The 19,587-nt window shown below is 66.7% G+C and carries 20 protein-coding genes; 6 read left to right on the forward strand and 14 right to left on the reverse strand.

Going from position 1 to position 19,587, the window contains the following annotated elements; translation table 11 throughout:
- Nucleotides 1–29: 29 nt before the first annotated feature.
- Nucleotides 30–1,886 carry a translational GTPase TypA gene (gene typA / locus H7290_RS07360; RefSeq protein ID WP_290513393.1) on the forward strand — a complete coding sequence of 619 codons (1,857 nt, stop codon included), beginning with the start codon at nucleotides 30–32 and terminating at the stop codon, nucleotides 1,884–1,886.
- Between the two features lie 76 nt (nucleotides 1,887–1,962).
- Here the strand turns inward: typA and H7290_RS07365 are convergent, their stop codons facing one another.
- Nucleotides 1,963–2,922, reverse strand: coding sequence for a hypothetical protein (locus tag H7290_RS07365; RefSeq protein ID WP_290513374.1), 960 nt, complete (start codon nucleotides 2,920–2,922; stop codon nucleotides 1,963–1,965).
- Between the two features lie 200 nt (nucleotides 2,923–3,122).
- A complete protein-coding gene (locus H7290_RS07370) occupies nucleotides 3,123–3,752 on the reverse strand; it encodes an alpha-ketoglutarate-dependent dioxygenase AlkB (RefSeq protein WP_290513375.1) in 630 nt (209 codons plus the stop codon).
- A 208-nt stretch (nucleotides 3,753–3,960) separates the two neighbouring features.
- Between H7290_RS07370 and H7290_RS07375 the strand changes: the two genes are divergently transcribed.
- A complete protein-coding gene (locus H7290_RS07375; RefSeq protein WP_290513376.1) occupies nucleotides 3,961–4,260 on the forward strand; it encodes a hypothetical protein in 300 nt (99 codons plus the stop codon).
- A 28-nt stretch (nucleotides 4,261–4,288) separates the two neighbouring features.
- On the opposite strand, the gene H7290_RS07380 is transcribed toward H7290_RS07375, so the two are convergent.
- From H7290_RS07380 to H7290_RS07395, 4 genes are all read right to left on the reverse strand, one after another.
- Entirely contained in the window at nucleotides 4,289–4,564 is a 276-nt protein-coding gene (locus H7290_RS07380) for a DUF2516 family protein (protein ID WP_290513377.1), read from the reverse strand.
- Between the two features lie 68 nt (nucleotides 4,565–4,632).
- Nucleotides 4,633–5,274: a hypothetical protein gene (locus H7290_RS07385; RefSeq protein ID WP_290513378.1), complete on the reverse strand. Its 642-nt coding sequence runs from the start codon at nucleotides 5,272–5,274 to the stop codon at nucleotides 4,633–4,635.
- A complete protein-coding gene (locus H7290_RS07390) occupies nucleotides 5,271–5,681 on the reverse strand; it encodes a helix-turn-helix transcriptional regulator (RefSeq protein WP_290513379.1) in 411 nt (136 codons plus the stop codon). Before H7290_RS07390 ends, H7290_RS07385 begins: the two co-directional genes overlap by 4 nt.
- A gap of 79 nt (nucleotides 5,682–5,760) precedes the next feature.
- On the reverse strand, nucleotides 5,761–6,690 hold the full coding sequence (locus H7290_RS07395; protein WP_290513380.1) for an asparaginase: 930 nt from the start codon (nucleotides 6,688–6,690) through the stop codon (nucleotides 5,761–5,763).
- A gap of 173 nt (nucleotides 6,691–6,863) precedes the next feature.
- Here H7290_RS07395 and H7290_RS07400 point away from each other — a divergent pair, with 173 nt between their 5' ends.
- Both H7290_RS07400 and H7290_RS07405 read left to right on the forward strand, forming a co-directional pair.
- The gene (locus H7290_RS07400; RefSeq protein ID WP_290513381.1) at nucleotides 6,864–8,036 is read left to right on the forward strand and encodes an endonuclease/exonuclease/phosphatase family protein; all 1,173 of its coding nucleotides are present in this window, start codon (nucleotides 6,864–6,866) and stop codon (nucleotides 8,034–8,036) included.
- Between the two features lie 126 nt (nucleotides 8,037–8,162).
- Nucleotides 8,163–9,248 carry a mannose-1-phosphate guanylyltransferase gene (locus H7290_RS07405; RefSeq protein WP_290513382.1) on the forward strand — a complete coding sequence of 362 codons (1,086 nt, stop codon included), beginning with the start codon at nucleotides 8,163–8,165 and terminating at the stop codon, nucleotides 9,246–9,248.
- Here H7290_RS07405 and manA read toward each other — a convergent pair.
- From manA to H7290_RS07440, 7 genes are all read right to left on the reverse strand, one after another.
- Nucleotides 9,196–10,476, reverse strand: a complete 1,281-nt coding sequence (gene manA / locus H7290_RS07410; protein WP_290513383.1) for a mannose-6-phosphate isomerase, class I — start codon at nucleotides 10,474–10,476, stop codon at nucleotides 9,196–9,198. The two genes, H7290_RS07405 and manA, sit on opposite strands and share 53 nt — an antisense overlap.
- A gap of 25 nt (nucleotides 10,477–10,501) precedes the next feature.
- Nucleotides 10,502–12,349, reverse strand: a complete 1,848-nt coding sequence (locus H7290_RS07415; RefSeq protein WP_290513384.1) for a DEAD/DEAH box helicase — start codon at nucleotides 12,347–12,349, stop codon at nucleotides 10,502–10,504.
- A 151-nt stretch (nucleotides 12,350–12,500) separates the two neighbouring features.
- Nucleotides 12,501–13,994 carry a sugar transferase gene (locus H7290_RS07420; protein WP_290513385.1) on the reverse strand — a complete coding sequence of 498 codons (1,494 nt, stop codon included), beginning with the start codon at nucleotides 13,992–13,994 and terminating at the stop codon, nucleotides 12,501–12,503.
- Nucleotides 13,991–14,248, reverse strand: coding sequence for a hypothetical protein (locus tag H7290_RS07425; protein WP_290513386.1), 258 nt, complete (start codon nucleotides 14,246–14,248; stop codon nucleotides 13,991–13,993). Before H7290_RS07425 ends, H7290_RS07420 begins: the two co-directional genes overlap by 4 nt.
- Nucleotides 14,249–14,368: 120 nt before the next feature.
- Nucleotides 14,369–14,917 carry a protein tyrosine phosphatase gene (locus H7290_RS07430; protein WP_290513387.1) on the reverse strand — a complete coding sequence of 183 codons (549 nt, stop codon included), beginning with the start codon at nucleotides 14,915–14,917 and terminating at the stop codon, nucleotides 14,369–14,371.
- Between the two features lie 30 nt (nucleotides 14,918–14,947).
- Nucleotides 14,948–15,901 (reverse strand): glycine cleavage T C-terminal barrel domain-containing protein, encoded by a 954-nt coding sequence (locus tag H7290_RS07435; protein WP_290513388.1) that lies wholly within the window; start codon nucleotides 15,899–15,901, stop codon nucleotides 14,948–14,950.
- On the reverse strand, nucleotides 15,894–16,388 hold the full coding sequence (locus tag H7290_RS07440) for an FABP family protein (RefSeq protein ID WP_290513389.1): 495 nt from the start codon (nucleotides 16,386–16,388) through the stop codon (nucleotides 15,894–15,896). Before H7290_RS07440 ends, H7290_RS07435 begins: the two co-directional genes overlap by 8 nt.
- Before the next feature lie 55 nt (nucleotides 16,389–16,443).
- On the opposite strand from H7290_RS07440, the gene dtd reads away from it, so the two are divergent.
- Together dtd and H7290_RS07450 are read left to right on the forward strand one after the other, a co-directional pair.
- On the forward strand, nucleotides 16,444–16,866 hold the full coding sequence (gene dtd / locus H7290_RS07445; RefSeq protein WP_290513390.1) for a D-aminoacyl-tRNA deacylase: 423 nt from the start codon (nucleotides 16,444–16,446) through the stop codon (nucleotides 16,864–16,866).
- A 99-nt stretch (nucleotides 16,867–16,965) separates the two neighbouring features.
- Complete coding sequence (locus tag H7290_RS07450; protein ID WP_290513391.1) at nucleotides 16,966–18,084, forward strand: LCP family protein; 1,119 nt, start codon at nucleotides 16,966–16,968, stop codon at nucleotides 18,082–18,084.
- A gap of 7 nt (nucleotides 18,085–18,091) precedes the next feature.
- Here H7290_RS07450 and H7290_RS07455 read toward each other — a convergent pair.
- The coding region (locus tag H7290_RS07455; RefSeq protein ID WP_290513392.1) for a DUF4012 domain-containing protein at nucleotides 18,092–19,587 on the reverse strand (1,496 nt) is incomplete at its 5' end.

The raw sequence follows: 19,587 nt of genomic DNA on the forward strand, positions 1-19,587 counted from the left end.
CCCCGTACGTCTCTCATCGGAGTACCGCTGTGCCCACGCGTGACGACATCCGCAACGTGGCGATCATCGCCCACGTCGACCACGGCAAGACCACGCTCGTGGACGCCATGCTGCTGCAGTCCGGTGCCTACACCCAGCACCAGCAGGAGGAGGGCGCGGTCCAGGACCGGGTCATGGACTCGATGGACCTCGAGCGCGAGAAGGGGATCACGATCCTCGCCAAGAACACCGCGGTCCGTCGCAAGGACCTGCTGATCAACATCATCGACACCCCCGGCCACGCCGACTTCGGTGGTGAGGTCGAGCGCGGCCTGTCGATGGTCGACGCGGTCATCCTCTTGGTCGATGCGTCAGAAGGCCCGCTCCCCCAGACCCGCTTCGTGCTGCGCAAGGCGCTCGCCGCTCACATGCCGGTTGTGCTGGTCGTCAACAAGGTCGACCGCCCCGACTCGCGCATCGCCGAGGTGGTCGACGAGACGTACGAGCTGTTCCTCGACCTGCTCGAGGACGGTGCCAGCGAGAACGCTCTGGACTTCCCGGTCGTCTACGCGTCAGCCCGCGCCGGTCGCGCCTCGCTCAACAAGCCCGAGGACGGCGGCATGCCCGACAGCGAGAACCTCATCCCGCTGTTCCAGACGATCATGGACGCCGTGCCGGCCCCCGAGTACACCGAGGGCGCGCCGCTCCAGGCTCACGTCACCAACCTTGACGCGTCGCCGTTCCTCGGTCGCCTCGCCCTTGTCCGAGTCTTCGAGGGCACCCTGAAGAAGGGCGCCCAGGTCGCGTGGATGAAGCACGACGGCACCACCGAGAAGGTCAAGATCACCGAGCTCCTCGTCACGAAGGAGCTCGAGCGCATCCCCGGCGACAGCGCTGGCCCGGGCGACATCGTCGCCATCGCGGGCATTCCCGAGATCACGATCGGCGAGACGCTGGCCGACCCCGAGCACCCCGTCGCCCTGCCGCTCATCACGGTCGACCAGCCAGCCATCTCGATGACGATCGGCACCAACACCTCTCCGCTCGCCGGCCGCGAGAAGGCCACCAAGGTCACGGCGCGACTCGTCAAGGACCGGCTCGACCGTGAGCTCATCGGCAACGTGTCGCTCAAGGTCCTGGAGACCGAGCGTCCTGACGCGTGGGAGGTCCAGGGCCGCGGCGAGCTCGCACTGGCAATCTTGGTCGAGCAGATGCGGCGCGAGGGCTACGAGCTCACGGTCGGCAAGCCGCAGGTCGTCACGCAGGAGATCAACGGCAAGCTGCACGAGCCGATGGAACGCCTCACGATCGATGCTCCCGAGGAGTACCTCGGCACGATCACCCAGCTGCTCGCCGTCCGGCGCGGCCGCATGGAGCAGATGATCAACCACGGCACCGGATGGGTGCGCATGGAGTTCATCGTCCCGGCCCGTGGGCTGATCGGCTTCCGCACCGAGTTCCTCACCGACACACGCGGCACGGGCATCGCGCACCAGACGTTCGAGAAGTACGAGCCGTGGGCCGGCGACATCTCGACGCGCCCGTCGGGTTCTCTGGTGTCCGACCGGGCCGGAGCCGCAACCTCCTACGCCATGACCAACATCCAGGAGCGCGGCACGCTGTTCATCGAGCCCGCCACCGAGGTGTACGAGGGCATGATCGTCGGCGAGAACTCTCGCGCCGACGACATGGACATCAACATCGTGCGCGAGAAGAAGCAGACCAACGTCCGGTCGAACGCCGACGAGTTCGAAAAGCTGGTTCCGCCGCGCAAGCTGTCGCTCGAGCAGTCGCTCGAGTTCTGCCGCGAGGACGAGTGTGTCGAGGTCACCCCGGCCAACGTGCGCATCCGCAAGATCATCCTCGACGCGACCGAGCGCAACCGCGCTAACCGCGGGAAGAAATAACCCCGGGCGGTGGATCAGCGTCCACCCCCGCAGATCGGCGGTGGATCAGCGTCCAAGACGTAGACCGTCTTGGACGCTAGCCCGCCGCCCTCTGCGGTGAGTTGCGGTGCACGACGATGGGGCCGAAGAGTGCGTTCCAACGGGCGGCGAAAACAGGGGGCGGGCCGTCGTATCCGCCGCGGACGAGCTGAGCGAACACCTCGGACACCAGCTTCTTGGGGGTCCGCAACTTCTCGCTCGTGACCTGGACGTACTGCCAGCCCTCGTCGCGGAACCCGCGATAGCGATCGATGTCGATGTTCCACTGGTGCAGGTCACCCTCGTGCTGGCGCCCCTCGTACTCGACGAGCAGCTTCCAGAGCAGGTAGACGAGATCGCCACACCCGAGAAAGGCGCCGCAGGAGTCATGGACGTTCTTGTTCACCTCCGGCCGAGGTAGCCCCGCGAACACGAGAACAGCGCGCGACTCCGACTCCTTGGGCGACCGGGATCCCGTATCGAGATGCGACAGGACCGCCCTGACCTGTCGCGCACCGGGCCGCCAGTCGTCCCGCCGCGCCACCTCGGCCACCTCGAGCACCGACAGGTGGCCGCCGCGCAGCAGCCAGTCGCCAACGATGATCGCGTCGATCATCCGCGCTGTTGCACAGAGCTGGATGAAGGCCGTGGCCGGTGTGACGCCACCCTCGTCCAGCGGTGGCAGGAGCTCGGTGCGGTGGAGGAAGATGTCGGCGATCGTGAGGTGATGATCGCCGGCGATCGTGAAGTGGAAGGGTCGCAGCTGCCCAAAGTCAAGCCCGAGCCTCTGGATCCTGCTGACATGGCTCAGCTGTGCACGCTCTGGCATGGCGTGCTCGGACGCGACGATCCAGTCCAGATTGGTCATCGGGTGGTCGACGTGCACCCAGACACACGGGAAGAGTCGGACGAATCGGCTTCCCCGCAGGACCTTTTCGGAGATACCCATCGCCAGGGCCATGGCCGGGGTGAAGGGGCCGTGGAGCAGGTCGTCCGGGATGCGTTTTGGTGCGGGCATACATCCATTCACATCCACCCGCGTGCTCGAGGACAGGCCGCAGCTCGACGTTGTGGATGCCACATCGCTCGACTGCTGCCTGTGGCCACGTGGAGCCGAGGTGAAGCACTCGCCTTGCAGCTCGCCCGGCGGTGTGTATCCGTCGACGTCCGGCCGAGTCTTGGACGCTAACCCACCGCCACCGAGGTGGGCGGGGCAGGTCAGAGGACGCCTCGCGGACGGAGCTGGATGCTGATGCGGGGACCGACGGGCCTGGCGGTCTTGAGAATGGCGTGGTCCCACGTGCGCTGGCACGAACCCCCCATCACGATGAGGTCGCCGTGTCCGAGCGAAAAGCTGGTCTGCGGACCGCCGGCGCGAGGACGCAGGGAGAGGCGCCGCGCCGAGCCGAGCGAGATGATCGCCACCATGGTGTCACGTTCGCGACTTCGCCCGATGCGGTCGCCGTGCCATGCGACGCTGTCGTGGCCGTCGCGGTAGAGGCAGAGCCCCGCCGTCTCGAACCGCTCGCCCAGCTCTGCCTCGTAATGGTCGCCGAGCCGTTCGCGCATGTCGGCGAGCAACGGATCGGGCAACGCGTCGCGAGCGCCGTAGAACGACAGCAACCGCGGTACGTCGACCACGCGGTCGTACATCTCGCGGCTCTCCGCGCGCCACGGTACAGCTGCCTGGAGCCGGAGAAACAGCTCGTCGGAGCCACTGATCCACCCAGGCCGTGAGTCGACCCATGCACCGCGGGTGAGCATCGTGCGCTCGACCGTGGCGCCGAGGTCACCGATCGCGGTGACCTGGCCGGCGTCGAGCAGCGACCCTTGGAAATAGTCCTCCATGTCGCGAGGGTACGTCATATCGAACACATGTTCTACACGTCAGCCGATGTCGTCGCGAGGCAGCACAGCGACGACGGACAGCACCAAGGCTTGGGTCAGGCGAAGGGCCCGAGGCGTCATCGCCGAAGCCCCCGAAGGTCGATACGATCGGTTGATCTGGCTGCCCGAGGGGTCACCTCGCCCGGCTGCACGTGACGAGGAGGACACCATGATCGACACCGCCTGGGACCGGCTCCTCGACATGATCGACCACTACGCCGACAACCCTGACCGACCCGTCACCGTCGAGCTCGAGCACACGCTCGCTGGCCTGTGTGTCGAGGCGGCGAGGGAGGGATCGATCGATCGCGAGCTGCACATGCTGGCCACCGCGCGGTGGCTCAGCGGGCTAGTCGCCGCCCATCGCGTCATTCGTGCCATGCATCCGGAAGTTTCGCCCGACGACGACCTCGCCGTGCTCCGCGTCATCGTCACGCGATGGCTTCACCCGGCGCGACCGGGCCGCTGAGGGGGCTCGACCTTCGACGGACTCACTGTCAGTTCGACGAGCCGCGTACCTGGGCGAGGTAGACAAGCGCAGCAACCGTGCCGATGAGGCTCAGGAGTCCGAGTGGGTTGAACCCGCTGATGATGTGGCCGAGCAGTGCGAGCACGAGAATGATCAGCCAGGTCCGCTTGGGCAAGGTGTCAAGGCTCTCGAGCTTGGACGCCGGACGCCCCACACAGTCGACCAGCGCGAAGGCCTTCACCACGAACAGCGCGAGACCGATGATGAGGGAGAGGCTTCCTTGGACCGAGCCGAGTTCGAGCACGACTGAAGGCTACCGAACGCCCACGAAGCGGGCCCCGGACGGGGACCCGCTTCGTCTCGTGCGGTGGTTCAGGCCTTGGTCGACGGCGCGCTCGTGGACGGCGCGTTCGTGGACGGCGCGCTCGTGGACGGCGCCTTCGTGGCAGCTGTCTTGGCGGCCGTCGTCTTCTTCGCAGCTGACGTCTTGGCAGGAGTCGCTGTCTTCGCAGCTGACGTCTTGGCAGGGGTCGCCTTCTTCGCAGCGGTCGTCTTGGCGGCCGTCGTCTTCTTCGCAGCAGTCGTCTTGGCAGGAGCCTTCTTGGCTGAGGCGCGCTTGGCCGGCTCGGGCGTCTTCTTGACGATGACGTCGGCCTTGGCGGCAGCAGCCTTCGCCTTGCCGGAGGTGTTGGCCTCGACGCGGCCGGTGACCTTCGTGACCTGCGTCTTGGCGTCGGTCAAGAGTTGCTCGGCGAGCCTCTGGGCCTCATCAGCAAAGTCCCTGGCCTGCTTGGTGTAGTCCTCCACGTTGCTGTTGGCCTGCTCGACGAACTTCTCGCTGCGCTTCGTCAGATCGGCGTAGGCGGTCGTGGCGGTGTTCAGGGCAGTCGCGACGATGGCTTGAGCCTGCTTCTGCACATCGGAGACGTCGAGGTTCTTCAGGGTGTCCTGCAGAGCCTTGACGTCGTCGACGATGGACTTCACCTGGGCGTTGATCGTGTCGGTAATGGTCATATTTCCTCCTGGTTGGCTTCGGTCACTGTGGCGGCCAGCTCGGTGTCCGACGCTTCGTCCGTTCCGACGAACGAGCGGTAGATGTCGAGCAGTGCGGTCTTCTGACGCTCGGTGAGGCGATCGTCGAGGGCGATGGCGTCCTCGACCATGCGCGCTCCGCTCTCGTCGGCATCGGGGATGCCGGCGCGAACATAGAGCGACTCGGCCGAGATGCGCAGCGCCTTGGCGATCTGCTGCAGGACCTCTGCCGAAGGTCGGCGCAAACCCCGCTCGATCTGGCTGAGGTACGGATTGGACACATCCGTGAGCTCGGCCAGCTGTCGTAGCGACATCTGTGCCTGACCCCGTTGCTCACGCAGGTAGTCGCCAAGTCCCTCGACGGTCTTCTGCATGCTCAGCTTGGCCATGACTCCATGGTGCTTGCAAAAGTTAGCAAATGCAAGCAGGATGGCTTGCGATGTGGGTCACAGAGTGCATCCCCGCAGGTCAGAAGGTCAGACGGAGCTCGCCAATGGGCTTGCCGCCTCCCAAGACAACCGGCCTCTCGGTCAGCAGCGGTGCATCGAGCCCGGCCAGCTCGAGCCCCCGGTTCATCACCGCATACATAGGCCGCTCGGCACCGTCCTCGATCTTCAGGGCGAACGCAGACCCATCGGGCAGGCCTACGACGTAGACGCTCTCGGCGCCTGACTTGGCGACGAGGCCTGGGAATGCCCTCATCAACGCGAACTCGGCGCGCCCTGTGCCGCTGACGTACTCCGGATGCGCCCTCATCGCCTCGACGAGCCGTGCGCCATGGCTGCCGGGCGGGCTCTGCACGATGCCTCCGATGGCTCGGGCAAGGTCTTGCAGGGGCGTCGCCAGCAGCGGCGCACCGCAGCCGTCGGTGCTCACGACCGACGGCGGCCCGCCGGTGACCTCCGTGAATGTTGCGGTGATCTCCTGCTGGAGCGGGTGCGACGGTTCGAGGTAGTCGACGGTTGACCAGCCACGGGTGAAGCACGTGAGCAGCATCGCGGCGTGCTTGCCGGAACAGTCCATGCAGATCGGTGCCTTCACCCCGCCGGCGCGGAGGTAGTCGGCGTGCACGTGTGGGTCGAGCGGGTACGACGGGGGCGTCTGGAGCGCCGACTCGTCGAGGCCAGCCAGCATCAGGATCTCCCGCACCCCGTCGAGGTGGATCTGCTCGCCGGAATGGCTGGCCGTCGCGAGCGCGAGCAACCGGCCGTCGAGCGGCAGGCCGGCCCGCAACATGCCGAGGGCCTGGATCGGCTTGTTGGACGATCGCGGAAACACCACGGTGCCCGGATCACCGATCGACCAGGTGACGTCGCCGGCCCGGTCCACCCCCAGGACGACCCCTCGGTGACGACTCTCCACCATGCCGGAACGGACGATCTCTGCAAGGACTTCCACACCCCGCACCCTAGGCGTTCGCGCCGTTTGGCTCACACGCGGTGAATTGTTCACCTACTCTCCTGGAACTGGTCCGCTCGGCCAAGCCACTTCCCGTCAGCAAGGTTGCCCGCATGCGAACGTTCCGTCCGCTGACCGACAGACTCCACAGGATCCGTCTTCAGACCGTCCGTATGCCATCTATTCGTGCCCGCGCCCTGGTCATCGCCCTCGCCTCTGGCGCAGTCGTGCTCGCGGGTGTCCAACCGGCCGCCGCTGCGTCATCGCCGAGCACGGTGGGGCTGGTGTCGTTCACGGCGGCGTCGCTGAGCGGATCGTCGGCAAGCCTGACGATCGACTGGCCGGACGCACTACGGGCGACGCGCTACGACATCTACCTGTCTCGCCACTACACGATGGAAAACGCGAAGAAGCTGTCCTCCGGACGCAGCAGTCGCACGATCACCGATCTCGTGCGCGGCGCCGACTACTTCGTCCAGGTGCGTGGACGCAACGGCAGCAAGGTCGGCAACAAGTCACTGCGCGTCGGTCACACCACGATCCGCGCGCACGGCCCCGTGAGCGGGCCGAGCTACCGGGTCATGACCTACAACGTCTGCAGCCAACTGTGCGGCGGATTCTCGCAACGGCAGCCGGGCGCGCTCGAACGCGTCTCCCTGTACCGCCCCGACGTCCTTGCCACCCAAGAGGCTGGCTACCTGGCCACCCCCGCGGGCTACGCGCTGGCTCGCTACAAGAGTGCCAAACGGCTGTTCTTCCGCTCATCACGTTTCAACCTCGCGGTGTGCGCGCCCGACGCTCCGGCGACGTGCGAGCGCACCGGGGACATCTTTCTCGGCAGGCACGACGGCAACGACCGTTGGGCCGTGTGGGCCGAGCTGATCGATCGCGCGACCGGGCAGCACGTGATGTTCGCCGACGTTCACACTGTCTCGGGGGACTCCTCACAGCGATCAGCCGAGCGCAAGATCGAGATGAACACACTTCTGCGCGAGATGGCGACCGCCAACCCCGCGAGGCTCCCTGTGGTCTACCTCGGTGACTTCAACTCCCACAAGAACCGCGCGGTCGACTCGGTCGCCGACGTCATGCACGCTGCCGGCTACTACGACGCGTTCGACCTGGCACAGACGCTGACTCGTCAGCACCTCAACAGCTTCAACGGCTTTCGCACGACGCCCACGATCAGCTATCGCTGGGGAGACCACGTCGACCACGTGTGGGTCAGGCCCGGCAAGACCCGCGTTCTCGGCTGGCGCAACGGCGTCAACATCAGGTCAGGGCGGCTCGTCACCCCCATCCCGTCCGACCACAGCCCTCTCGTGATCGACGTGCAGGTCAACTGACAGGCCTCGGCACGACCTGTACGGGTACCGACGGGGTGCCGCGCCAATGGATTGCCGGGCACGGGCTGACCCTCTCCATCCTCGTCTCGACGGCAGGCGGCTCTGCTGCGTCGTTACCATGACCGGGTGCCCGACTTCTCCTCTCCTCTCGAGTCATTCCACGCCGTGATCCCTGCAGGCGGGGCCGGCACCCGCCTGTGGCCGTTGTCGCGTGCATCCCGCCCGAAGTTCCTGCTCGACCTCGACGGCTCGGGACGCTCCCTGCTGCAGCAGACCTGGGACCGCCTGGTCGACCTCATCCCGCCGGAGCGCATCCACATCGTCACCGGCGCGGCCCATGCCGACGCCATCCGGGCTCAGCTGCCCGAGCTGTCGAGCCTGTTCGTGGAGCCCTCGCCCCGCGACTCGATGCCGGCAATCGGGCTCGCGGCAGCCGTGATCGGCGCACGGGACCCGTCGGCCGTCATCGGCTCGTTTGCGGCCGACCACGTCATCGACGACCAGGTGTCGTTCGCGGAGGCCGTCGGCCAGGCAGTGGCGGTCGCCCGGACCGGGCTCGTCACCACGATCGGCATCACCCCCACCGGACCGTCCACCGCGTTCGGCTACATCGAGTCGGGCGACCTCCTGGACGTCGTCGATGCCACCTCGGCCCGCGCCGTCGCCACGTTCGTCGAGAAGCCGGAGGCCGACATCGCGGCTGCCTACGTCGCCAGTGGCTCGTACAGCTGGAACGGTGGCATGTTCGTCACCCGCACCGACGTCCTGCTCAAACATCTCGCCCGGCTCCAGCCCACGCTGCACGCCGGCCTCGCCGCCATCGCTGGTGCTTGGGACACGTCAGCACGCCAGGACGTGCTGGACTCCACCTGGCCCTCGCTCACGAAGATCGCGATCGACCATGCCATTGCCGAGCCGGTGTCGCTCGAGGGCGGCATGGCCGTCGTGCCGGGCGCCTTCACGTGGGACGACGTCGGCGACTTCGCCGCCCTGCAGGACATCGGGGCTGCCTCATCACCGGAGACGGTATGGATCGACGCCGACGGTCTTGCCATTGCGGAGGACGGCACCACGATCGCGGTCGTCGGCCTGCACGACGTGGTCGTCGTCCGCACCCCAGACGCATTGCTGGTCACGACACGTGACCAGGCGCAGCGCGTCAAGGATGTCGTCGCCGCCCTGAAGGACCGCGGTCGGACCGACCTCGTCTGAGGTGCCGCTCGCGGAACGCCGGGATCAGGTCGATCAGCTCGCCCACCACGGTGTCGGACGTCGGGGTGTAGGCCTGCGCGACCTCGCCCATGCCGACCGCGTGGAGGTCGCCGTCGTCGGGTCCGGCGTAGACCGACTGCCCACGCGTGAGGGTCAGTCGTTGGCCACTCGCGTTGACCAGCTCGACCTCGCCGCCCGTGCACACCACGATGCGCCGGGGCGCTGGAGGCAGGAGCGTGCCTCCGGGCTCGGCCCTCGAGCACTGGCTGACGGCCAGGGCGAACTCCTCGACATCGGGGCTGAAGACATCGGTCGAGAAGCCGAACGGTTCGGGGGTCACTCTCGCGAGCCGCGACATGCCCTTGTCGAGGCACTTGACGAGGCCCTCGGGGTTGAGCGGCTTGGACGTCAGCCCGGCGCGGAGGACGTTGTCCGAAGACGCCATGATCTCGAGGCACATGCCGCGCAGGTGAGCGTGGATGATGCCGGTGCCGAGGAACGCGGCCTCGCCGGGCTGCAGGGTCAAACGGTTGAGCGTCAGAGAGATGACCACGCCGATGTCGGTCGGAAAGTGGTCGGCGATCTCGGTTGCCGTGAGGTAGGCACGCTTGATGTCGATGCCCTGCTCGACGAGGTCGTGACAACGCGAGACGACTTCCCTGATGTCGGAGTCGGGGACGTCTTCGGTCAGCAACCGCTCGACGAGACGGACGATGCCGTCGAACCCGGGGTTGGCGCGCAGGTCCTCGGCGAGGCTCTGCGTCAGTGGCGACTCGATGCCGTGCAGGACGCGCAGGATCTCGGCCGTCGGGCGGAAGCCGACGAGGCTGTCGAACGTCGTGAGGGCGTAGGCCATCTCGGGCTTGTGGTGCGGGTCCTTGTACGTCCGACCCGCCGACTCGAGCGGCACGCCCGCCGCCTCCTCGAGATCGAAGCCGGCGCGAGCCATCGCCGAGCTGGGGTGCACCTGCAGCGACAACGGCCGATCGGCGGCCAGGATCTTGAACAGAAAGGGCAGGTCACCTGCAACGTCCGACAGCGGCACTGCACCTTCGGACCCTGCCCCTTCGGATGCAGCACCCAATAGAACGGCCGACGGGCCCAGGGGGTGTGTGCCCATCCAGATCTCCGCGAGCGGGGTACCGTCCGGCTGCGTGCCGATGAATCGCGGAATGTCTGCCGCAGATCCCCAGTCGTAGTTCTGGGAGGTGTTGTCGAGCCGGAACATGCACTACCTCCGCACAGTCGGGTGACTACTTGTGACGAGGCTTGCGAGTGCCGGACGCCGAGTCGGTGTGACCCGGTGCCTTCTTCTCGTACGGCTTCTTCTCGTAGGGCTTCTTCTCGTGCGGCTTCTTCTCGTAGGGCTTCTTCTCGTAGGGCTTCTTTGCATACGGTTTCTTGCCGGGCGCGCTCTTGTCGTACGGCTTGCGATCTTCACGGGTGCGCTTGATCGGGGGGCCGTCGTCGGGCTGGAGGTCGATGAGCTTGCCGGAGATGCGCGTGTTGGCGAGGGCCTCGAACACCGCGTCAGGCAGGTCGGCAGGGAGCTCGACGAGCGTGTGCTCCGTGCCGATGGTGATCTTGCCGAAGTCTGAACGCTTGAGGCTTCCCTCGTTGGCCAGCGCCCCCACGATCGCGGACGGACCGATCTTGTGGCGCTTGCCGACAGCCACGCGGTAGACCGCGGACCCCTCGGACGGCAACCGGTCGGAGCGCTCGAACCCGGCCGGCTTCTCGCGGCGCTCGCGCGGCGGTGCGGCCGGCGGGTCGGGCCGCAGGAAGAACTCCTTGTCGGACTGGCTCATGACCGCCAGCGCGGCGGCGACGTCAGTCATGGACACGTCGTTCTCGCTGACGTACTCCTCGACGAGCGTGCGGAAGGCGTGGAACTGGGGCGACCCCATGCTCGACGTGATGGCCGTGGCGAACCGCCCGGCGCGACGCTCGTTGACCTCCTCGGCCGACGGCACGGACATCTCCTCGACCGGTCGGCCGGAGACCTTCTCGATGGCCGAGAGCATGCGGCGCTCGCGCGGCGTGACGAACAGGATGGCCTCACCCGTACGGCCGGCCCGGCCAGTGCGTCCGATCCGGTGGACGTAGGCCTCGGTGTCGTGCGGGATGTCGTAGTTGACGACGTGCGTGATGCGGTCGACGTCGAGACCACGCGCCGCGACATCGGTGGCGACGATCAGGTCGATCGCCCCGGACTTGAGCTGCGCGACGGTTCGCTCACGTTGCGCCTGCACGAGGTCGCCGTTGAGAGCAGCTGCGGAGTAGCCCCGGCTACGCAGCTTGTCGGCGAGCTCTTCGGTGGCCGACTTCGTGCGGACGAAGACCAGCATGCCGTCGCCCGACTCGACCTCGAGCAAACGGGTGAGCGCATCGAGCTTGTGGTGGTGCGACACCTGTATCCAGCGTTGACGGACCGTGGCGGTCGAGGTCGTGGCCTTGGGGGTGGCGATGTCGACCGGGTCGTGGAGGTACTTCTTGGCGAGGCTGCGGATCTGCCGCGGCATGGTGGCCGAGAAGAGTGCGACCTGCTTGTACTCGGGCGTGTTGGCCAGGATGCGCTCGACATCCTCGGCGAAGCCCATGTTGAGCATCTCGTCGGCCTCGTCGAGCACGAGGTACTCCAGTGCCGTGAGGTCGAGGCTGCCGCGTTCGAGGTGGTCGATGACGCGGCCCGGCGTGCCCACCACGATGTGTGCACCCTTCTGCAGCCCGGAGAGCTGGAAGCCGTAACCCTGGCCTCCGTAGACCGGGAGCACCCGGATGCCGGGGATGTTGGTGGCGTAGGCGGTGATGGCCTCGCAGACCTGCAGCGCGAGCTCTCGGGTGGGAGCGAGGACGATGGCCTGCGTCTTGCTGTTCTTCGGATCGATCTTCTGCAGGATGGGCAGCGCGAAGGCGGCCGTCTTGCCCGTGCCGGTCTGCGCAAGGCCGACGACGTCACGACCCTCGATCAGCGTGGGGATCGCCCGCGCCTGGATGGGCGTCGGTGTCTCATAGCCGAGCTCGGAGAGTCGGCGTACGAGGGGTTCGACGAGGCCGAGATCGGCGAACGTCGGCGTCTCGATGATTGTTTCGGTGGTCATGGGTGCTCCTGTGTCTGATGACGCGGGACCGGATCGGCCGGGACCGGTGCAACCTCACAGTCGACAGGCACGTACTCGCGCAGCACCCACGATATCGGTCGACCACACGATCGGTGAAACTCGCGGGACGTGACGTCCGTGACCGTGATCGTCAGTAGGCACCTGCGGACGACCGTACGGCCCGAAAGGTCTTCCAGAGGATCAGGAGATCGCCCACGATCGACCAGTTCTCGACATAGTAGAGATCGAGTCGCATGGTCTCCTCCCAGTCGAGGTCAGAGCGTCCTGATATCTGCCACGGGCCGGTCATGCCGGGACGAACCAGAAGCCGACGATGGGCCTCAGGGGCGTAGCCCGACACCTCGGCGACCAGGGGTGGCCGGGGACCCACGAGGCTCATGTCTCCCTTCACGACGTTGATGAGCTGGGGAAGCTCGTCAAGTGAGAAGCGTCGGAAGAAGCGTCCCGACCGGGTGACTCGCGGGTCGTCGCGCATCTTGAACATCACCTCGTTGCCCGAGTCTGGCTGAAGCTCCTGAAGCATCGAGTCAGCGCCATCGACCATGGTGCGGAACTTGATCATGCCGAACACATGTCCGTCGAGGCCCACCCGTTCCTGGACGAAGAAGACCCTGCCCGGGCTCGCCAGCTTCACCGTGGCCGCGATGACCACGAACAACGGGAGGAACGCGACGAGCAGTGCGGTCCCACCGGCACGGTCGAGGAGTCCCTTTGCCCACCGCGAGGCACCACGGTAGGAAGGTTGCTCCACGTGCAGCAGCGGCAGGCCCGCGACGGGACGGATGTGGACCCGCGGGCCGGCAATGTTGGCCAGTGCGGGTGCCACGATGATTTCGACATCTGAGCCCTCGAGCTCCCACCCGAGCCGGCGGACCATGTCGGGGTGGGTCACGTCGGACGACGTGACGATGACGGCGTCGGCACGCGACTCAACGGCAATCGCCGTCAGGCAATTGACCCCACCGAGAACCGGGACACCCGCGACGTGCGTGGGGGCGTCGGGCCCCGTGATGCACGCCCCGACGAGCCGGTAGCCGTACGACAAGTTGCGGCCGATGACGGCGGTGAGGTGCTCGACCGAGTCGAGGTTGCCGACCACGATCGCGGACTGCGTCATTCGCCCGCGCTGCCGCTGGACGAGCAGCCACTGCCGCCAGGACCACCTGCTCAGCGTGAGGAGGACGAGGCCGAACGGCAGGCACACCAACACGTAGCTACGGGGGACATTGAGACTGAACAGGTAGCCGAGGAAGGCGACGAGTGAGAAGACCACGATCGTGGAGTTGATGACCCGTTTGTACTCATCGGGCCCAGCGCCCAGCACCCGTGGATCACGGGTGCCCGCAAGAGTGAGGACCGCGTGCCACGTCACGGCAAGCAGTATCGAGATCATGATCCAGTAGCTGGAACCGGCAGGGTTGGCGTCGCGCCATGCCGGGACCGCGGCCCAGATCAAGTGGTTGCTCAGGAAGACCCACGCGAGCACGACGGCGTCGGACAGAATCAGGAGCCTGCCGTAGTGGCGCTGCCACTCGGCGCCGGACTCGCGGGTCGACAACGTGTTGATCGGTACTTGCGGCCCACGTCGAGGCCGAGCGGCAGGAGTCCGCAGACCCAGGCTCACGCTCGCGACGGCCGCCGGACCACTCGACTGGCGGCGGTGACCGTCAGAGCGATCAGACCGACGAGCATCATCGTCACGATGACGCTCCCGGTTCCGAGCACCAGACGACCGTGGCCGCCGTCGGCGTCGGCGAGGAATTGGACAGGCAGCGGGTTGGACTTCAAGAGGAGGAACAACAGCGGTACGAGCGCAATGAACGCAGTCAGGGAGAACCCCAGCAGCACGCGACGGGCGCTGATTGGTGTGTAGTCCATGTCTGCCCTGCCTGACGTCAAGACCCGCGCCTGTCGTGGGCCCCTACCAGAAGAAACGATTGCCTCGGGCGGGAGTTACGACCCCACGATTCGAATGTCGGCGACGCGCGCGAGTGCCCGCTAGCCCACCGCGGCGACGAGAGCGTTGAGCCGGGTGCTGATGGTGCGCACCGCCACGTCGATCTGGTCGGCGGTGTGCCGATGAACATCGGGGCTGCGCCGGTAGGGATCGCCGATGTCGATGCCGGGCGGGGCGAGGCTGCGCTGGCGTGCGGCCTGCGCGACCAGTGCGCGCGGCCCGTCGCCGTCGACCAGCTCGACCAGCGCCGCGAACTCGACCAACGTGAACGTCCGACGCAACGCGTGGGGGTTGGCCGCGAGGACGTCCGAACGGTGCTTGCGCGTGGCCGTGACTATCAGGTCTGCGGAGTCGACCAGGTAGGTGTCGATCGCGTGGGAACGGAACGCCTTCGCCGAGTGGCCGAGTCGCATCAGCTCCATCGCCGCCATGGTGTCCATGGGAGCACGGTCCCATCCCTGCACGCCCGCGCTGGCAACCTCGAACTTCTCGGGGTCGAGCTCGGCCCGCAGCAGCGCCTCCATGATGGGTGACCGGCAGATGTTTGCCGTGCACACCGCGAGGATGGCGAAGCGGTGCACCGCCGTCATCGCGGCTCTCCGGTCATGTTCGCTCGCACATCACTTGAGCACCGGACGGACGTGGAGACCTGCCTCGGGATCGACCAGGATCTCTTGCCCGGCGCTGACGCCGTCGGCCAATAACGTGGCCCCGACATCGACATTGCGCTTGACGACGGCCAGTGCGATAGGACCGAGCTCGTGGTGACGCGCAGAGGACCCGACGAAGCCGACGCGGGTCCCGTCGAGGGTCACGTCGGAGCCGTGTGCCGGCAGGTGGTTGACCGATCCGTCGAGGTGCAGCAGCACGAGCCTGCGAGGCGGGCGCCCGAGCGTGTGCACCCGCGCGACGGTCTCCTGCCCGCGGTAACAACCCTTGTCGAGGTGAACCGCGATGCCGAGAAGCCCGACCTCGTTGGGGATCGCGCGTTCGTCGGTGTCGAGCCCGACCCGAACCATGCCGGCCTCGATGCGCAGCGCTTCCCACGCCCACAGACCGACGGGGTCGCCCAGCTCTGCGGGCAGCCCGGCGAGGCTCTGCCTCGGCACGATCTTCCAGTCCAGACCCGGCAGGCCGATCACCGACCAGGTGTCGGTGACGAGCGCCACCTCGACCCGCATCATGAACCGCATGCGATCGAGGAACTCCACGAGAGCGGTGCCCGCGCCGGGCTCGGTGTGTGCCCAGAACGTCTCGCCGTCATCGACTCCCGAGAACCCGTGCTCGACGCGACCTTGAGGTGACAACAGGAGCACCTCGGTGTGCACCCCCGGAAGCAGACCCTCGAGGAACTGTGTCGTCAGGGAGTGCAGCCACGTGAGGCGGTCGACGCCGGTGACCGAGAAGACGTCGCGGTGCGACAGGTCGACGAAGGTGTTGCCCTCGATGAGCCGGCGCTGCTCGGCCGAGATCGCACCGTAATGTGCCGCGACACCACCGTCGGGCGCATCGCCCTGCACGGCGCCGTGGAGGGCGAGCAGGGGGCTCGTGGGCTGCGTAGGTGATTCAGACACGCTCGAGCCTCCCCCACAGGTGCGACTGCATCTCATGGCCTTCTGCGGCCATGTCGTAGGCGTACATCAGGTCGCCCTCGACAAGCCCGTACATGCGGTGCCCGGCGGTGTAATCGCGGGCCGTCGACGTGCGCGCCACGATGTCGGTCGCGAGCGTGAGCCGCGGGCCGTCGATGTTTCCGTACCAAACCTCGGCGTAGCCCGTGGCGTGCGCGAGGACGAGCTCGACCTGGCCGTCGCCGACCGGGCGAAGGAACCCGGTCTCGAGCGCTCCCGGGCGTACCCGGGCCCCCTCGTCGTCGGTGATCCAGGCCCGGCTGAAGTAGTGCAGGAAAGGCCGGGCGTCGTGCGCGAAGACGACGTCCTGCTCGTAGGTGAAGGCATCGACCGTGGGGTACTCACCGCGACCATTGCCGTGCCACGACCCGAGCAGCCACGCCAGCGGCATGAGGTCAGGGTGAAGGTCGGGCGGTATTTCGAACGGCATACCTCGATTCTATCGGCCTGTCATGAGCAACCACGCCTGCTACTACGCTGGCAGCGTGAGAGCGGTCGTGCAGCGGGTCAGCCGGGCGCAGGTCGACGTCGATGGCACGACTGTCGGCCAGATCGGGGTGGGTCTGATGGTGCTGCTGGGCGTCACCCACGACGACAGCATCGAGGTCGCCCAGCGGCTTGCCGCCAAGATCTGGAACCTGCGCATCCTGCGTGATGAGAAGTCGGCCGCCGACCTCGAGGCGGGTGTCCTGGTCGTCAGCCAGTTCACGCTCTACGGCGATGCCCGCAAGGGCCGACGTCCCACGTGGACGGCGGCAGCCCCGGGGCCGGTTGCCGAGCCTCTGTACGACGCGTTTTGCGCTGCTTTGCGTGCGCTTGGCGCTCCGGTGGCCGAGGGGGTCTTCGGGGCCGACATGCAAATCTCGCTCACGAATGACGGCCCGACGACGCTCATCCTGGAGCTATGACCGCCACTGGAGTTGGTCGGCTTGTCCTCACCCGGCAGAATAGTTGAGATTCCCTCTGAGACGGAGGGAATCTGATCCGGACGGAGCATCATGGCTGGCATGAGCGGACGACGAGGCGGCGACGCGGGCAAGCGTCGCGCCGGCGGCCAGAGGTTCAGCAGCCGCCACCGCAAGGCGTGGCTCGCGCTGGTCGCGCTCGCCGTGGTGATCGGCGTCGCCGTTGCCGGTACCGGTGCCTACGCCTACATGCTCAACGGCAAGTTCAACAACGTCGCCAAGGTGACGACCAAGACCCTCAAGGAGAAGGACCGCCCCGACCCCGACAAGGGCAAGGCCCTCAACATCCTGCTGATCGGGTCCGACAAGGGCAAGAAGATCGAGGGCGAGTCGCAGGACACCTCGATCGCGCAGGACGCCAAGGCTGCGAAGTGGCCAGCCGGCAAGTATCGCAGCGACACGCTGATGGTCGTCCACATCACCGCCAACCGTAAGTTCGCCTTCCTCACCTCGATCCCCCGCGACACCTTCACGACGCTCTATGACGCCAAAGGCAATCCGCAGGGTCAGAACAAGGTCAACGCGGCCTTTTCCGAGTACGGTCCCCTCGGCACCGTCTCGACGGTCGAGCACCTGACCAACCTGCGCATGAAGCACCTCGCGATCATCGACTGGGAGGGCTTCAAGGACCTGTCGACCGCGGTCGGCGGCGTGCCCGTCACGATCCCGAAGGCTTTCTACGACCCCAAGCAGAAGGTGCAGTGGGAGGCCGGCACGCAGACGCTCAAGGGCAACAAGGCTCTGCAGTACGTGCGCACTCGGTACGGGCTTCTACGCGGTGACTTCGACCGCATCGCGCGTCAGCAGAACTTCCTGCGGGCGATGATGAAGAAGGTCCTCGCCAAGGGCACCATGACCAACCCTGTCAAGCTCATCAACACCGTCAGCGCCCTGACGAAGAACCTCACGGTCGACGAAGAGTGGACCTCCGGCGACATGCGAGGGCTCGCGCTCTCCTTGCGCGGCGTGCAGACCAAGGACGTCATCTTCCTGACAGCGCCGGTCGCGGGCACCGAGACGATACCGGAGTTCGGCGACATCGTCCGGCTCGAGGAGGCCAAGACTGCAGAGCTCTTCAAAGCGCTGAAGGACGACAACCTGCGCGACTACCTCAAGAAGTACCCGGACGACGTGCTGAAGCCGCCGTCCCAGGTCGACTGAGCACGCGTCAGCTGCACGCCGACGGTATCGGCACGTCGTTGAGCGTCGGCCGCACGCCGGGGGTCGTGGAGAACACGCCGTCGTCGCGTTGGTCGCGTCCGGAGATCATCGTCGTCGTGATGGAGTGGGCCTCCCCCGGCTTGATGGTCAGGACCACCGTCGTCTCGGCCCTGCCTCGGAGGCGGGCCGAGGTGATGACCTGTGGCACGCCGTCGACACGGACGCTGAGGAACCTGCCTCCGTGTGGCGCGTAGAGCCAGGCGTAGATGCGCATCTCACCGCGTGGCCAGAAGCTCCCGTCACCGGTCACTGAGAGCGGGAGGCCCGTGGGTGCGTTCGAGACCAGCTGTGTGTTGGTGGAGATTGCCTGCGCACCGCCGACGAGGCACCGGGTCGACCTCGCGAGGGTCGAGTAGTCGAGGTAGTACTCCATCTTCGTCGAGGAGCCGTCACCGAAGTAGACGCCGACGTGCGGCTTCGCGCCTCCGTCCTCGCTGAAGACGCCGGACAACCCCGTCGGAGCGATCTCCCGCTGCTCATCGGGATGGGACGACCAGAGCATCAGCCGGTTCTCGTTCGCCGCGAGGACCATGCCCGAGATGATGGTCCTCGACTGACCGGTACCGGCCTTGATCACGTCGAAGATCGAGCGGGCCGCGCTCTCCAGCACGGCATCCTGCTTCTCATTGTCCTGATAGCGCAGGTAGACGGTGTTGAGGAGCATCTCGACGGCATTGGTCTGGTCGAGGACGGTTTTGTCGGCAAGCGTGACGGGCCCAGTGCCTCCCAAGATCTGGCTCAGCGCGATCGGGTCGACGGAGATCACGCCATCGACGGTCACCCCCAGACTCTTGCGAGCCATGGCAGCGGTGATCTCCCCGGTCCGGGGGAAGTGTGGTGTCACGTTCGAGTCGCGGAGATCGCGGACCAGCTGGTCGGTGAAAACCGACTTCTCGTCGTTGGTCATCTGCACGACCGGCTTGGCGAACGGCTTGAGATCGAGGTTCGAGCCCTGCCTGCCCATGGTGAGCTTGCCGCGCTTGGCCGTGATGAGGGCGAAGGATCCGGAGATGCCGCCGGTGGCACGGGTCTCGGCGTTGTTCTGGATGAGCAGAAGGTAGCGTCGAGTCTCGTTCTGTCCCAGCATCGTGGGCATCAGCCGCGCCGCGAGGTCTCCCGCCGATGCTGCGGACCTCGCCGACTCGATCTTGTACTGGATCGTGCTCACCGGACCCCGCAAGGGCAGCAACAGCGACCCGGCGTCGATGTGACGCAGCTGCTTCTGCGCCGACGTCAGGGCTCTGCTCGCCGCGTTCAGCGAGGGTGCGATCTCGTTGATGGTGCTCAGGTCGATCTTCCCGTCACGCGGGCTGAAGGCGTTGACGTTGACCTTGCCCGAGACGTTGACGATGGGCGGGAGAGCCTTCGTGGCGACATCGTCCATGACGCTCGAGACGGTCTGGACGGCACCGACGTTGCGGCCGAAGTAGGGCACTTTGGAAC

The organism is Aeromicrobium sp., from assembly GCF_014378035.1.
Classification (GTDB): domain Bacteria; phylum Actinomycetota; class Actinomycetes; order Propionibacteriales; family Nocardioidaceae; genus Aeromicrobium.

What these genes read in the sequence shown, in the direction of transcription:
- H7290_RS07365 (WP_290513374.1), bottom strand. Translation starts at nt 2,922, where the DNA reads ATGCCCGCACCAAAACGCATCCCGGACGACCTGCTCCACGGCCCCTTC.
- H7290_RS07370 (WP_290513375.1), bottom strand. Translation starts at nt 3,752, where the DNA reads ATGGAGGACTATTTCCAAGGGTCGCTGCTCGACGCCGGCCAGGTCACC.
- H7290_RS07375 (WP_290513376.1), top strand. Translation starts at nt 3,961, where the DNA reads ATGATCGACACCGCCTGGGACCGGCTCCTCGACATGATCGACCACTAC.
- H7290_RS07385 (WP_290513378.1), bottom strand. Translation starts at nt 5,274, where the DNA reads ATGACCATTACCGACACGATCAACGCCCAGGTGAAGTCCATCGTCGAC.
- H7290_RS07390 (WP_290513379.1), bottom strand. Translation starts at nt 5,681, where the DNA reads ATGGCCAAGCTGAGCATGCAGAAGACCGTCGAGGGACTTGGCGACTAC.
- H7290_RS07400 (WP_290513381.1), top strand. Translation starts at nt 6,864, where the DNA reads ATGCCATCTATTCGTGCCCGCGCCCTGGTCATCGCCCTCGCCTCTGGC.
- manA (WP_290513383.1), bottom strand. Translation starts at nt 10,476, where the DNA reads ATGTTCCGGCTCGACAACACCTCCCAGAACTACGACTGGGGATCTGCG.
- H7290_RS07415 (WP_290513384.1), bottom strand. Translation starts at nt 12,349, where the DNA reads ATGACCACCGAAACAATCATCGAGACGCCGACGTTCGCCGATCTCGGC.
- H7290_RS07425 (WP_290513386.1), bottom strand. Translation starts at nt 14,248, where the DNA reads ATGGACTACACACCAATCAGCGCCCGTCGCGTGCTGCTGGGGTTCTCC.
- H7290_RS07430 (WP_290513387.1), bottom strand. Translation starts at nt 14,917, where the DNA reads ATGACGGCGGTGCACCGCTTCGCCATCCTCGCGGTGTGCACGGCAAAC.
- H7290_RS07440 (WP_290513389.1), bottom strand. Translation starts at nt 16,388, where the DNA reads ATGCCGTTCGAAATACCGCCCGACCTTCACCCTGACCTCATGCCGCTG.
- H7290_RS07450 (WP_290513391.1), top strand. Translation starts at nt 16,966, where the DNA reads ATGAGCGGACGACGAGGCGGCGACGCGGGCAAGCGTCGCGCCGGCGGC.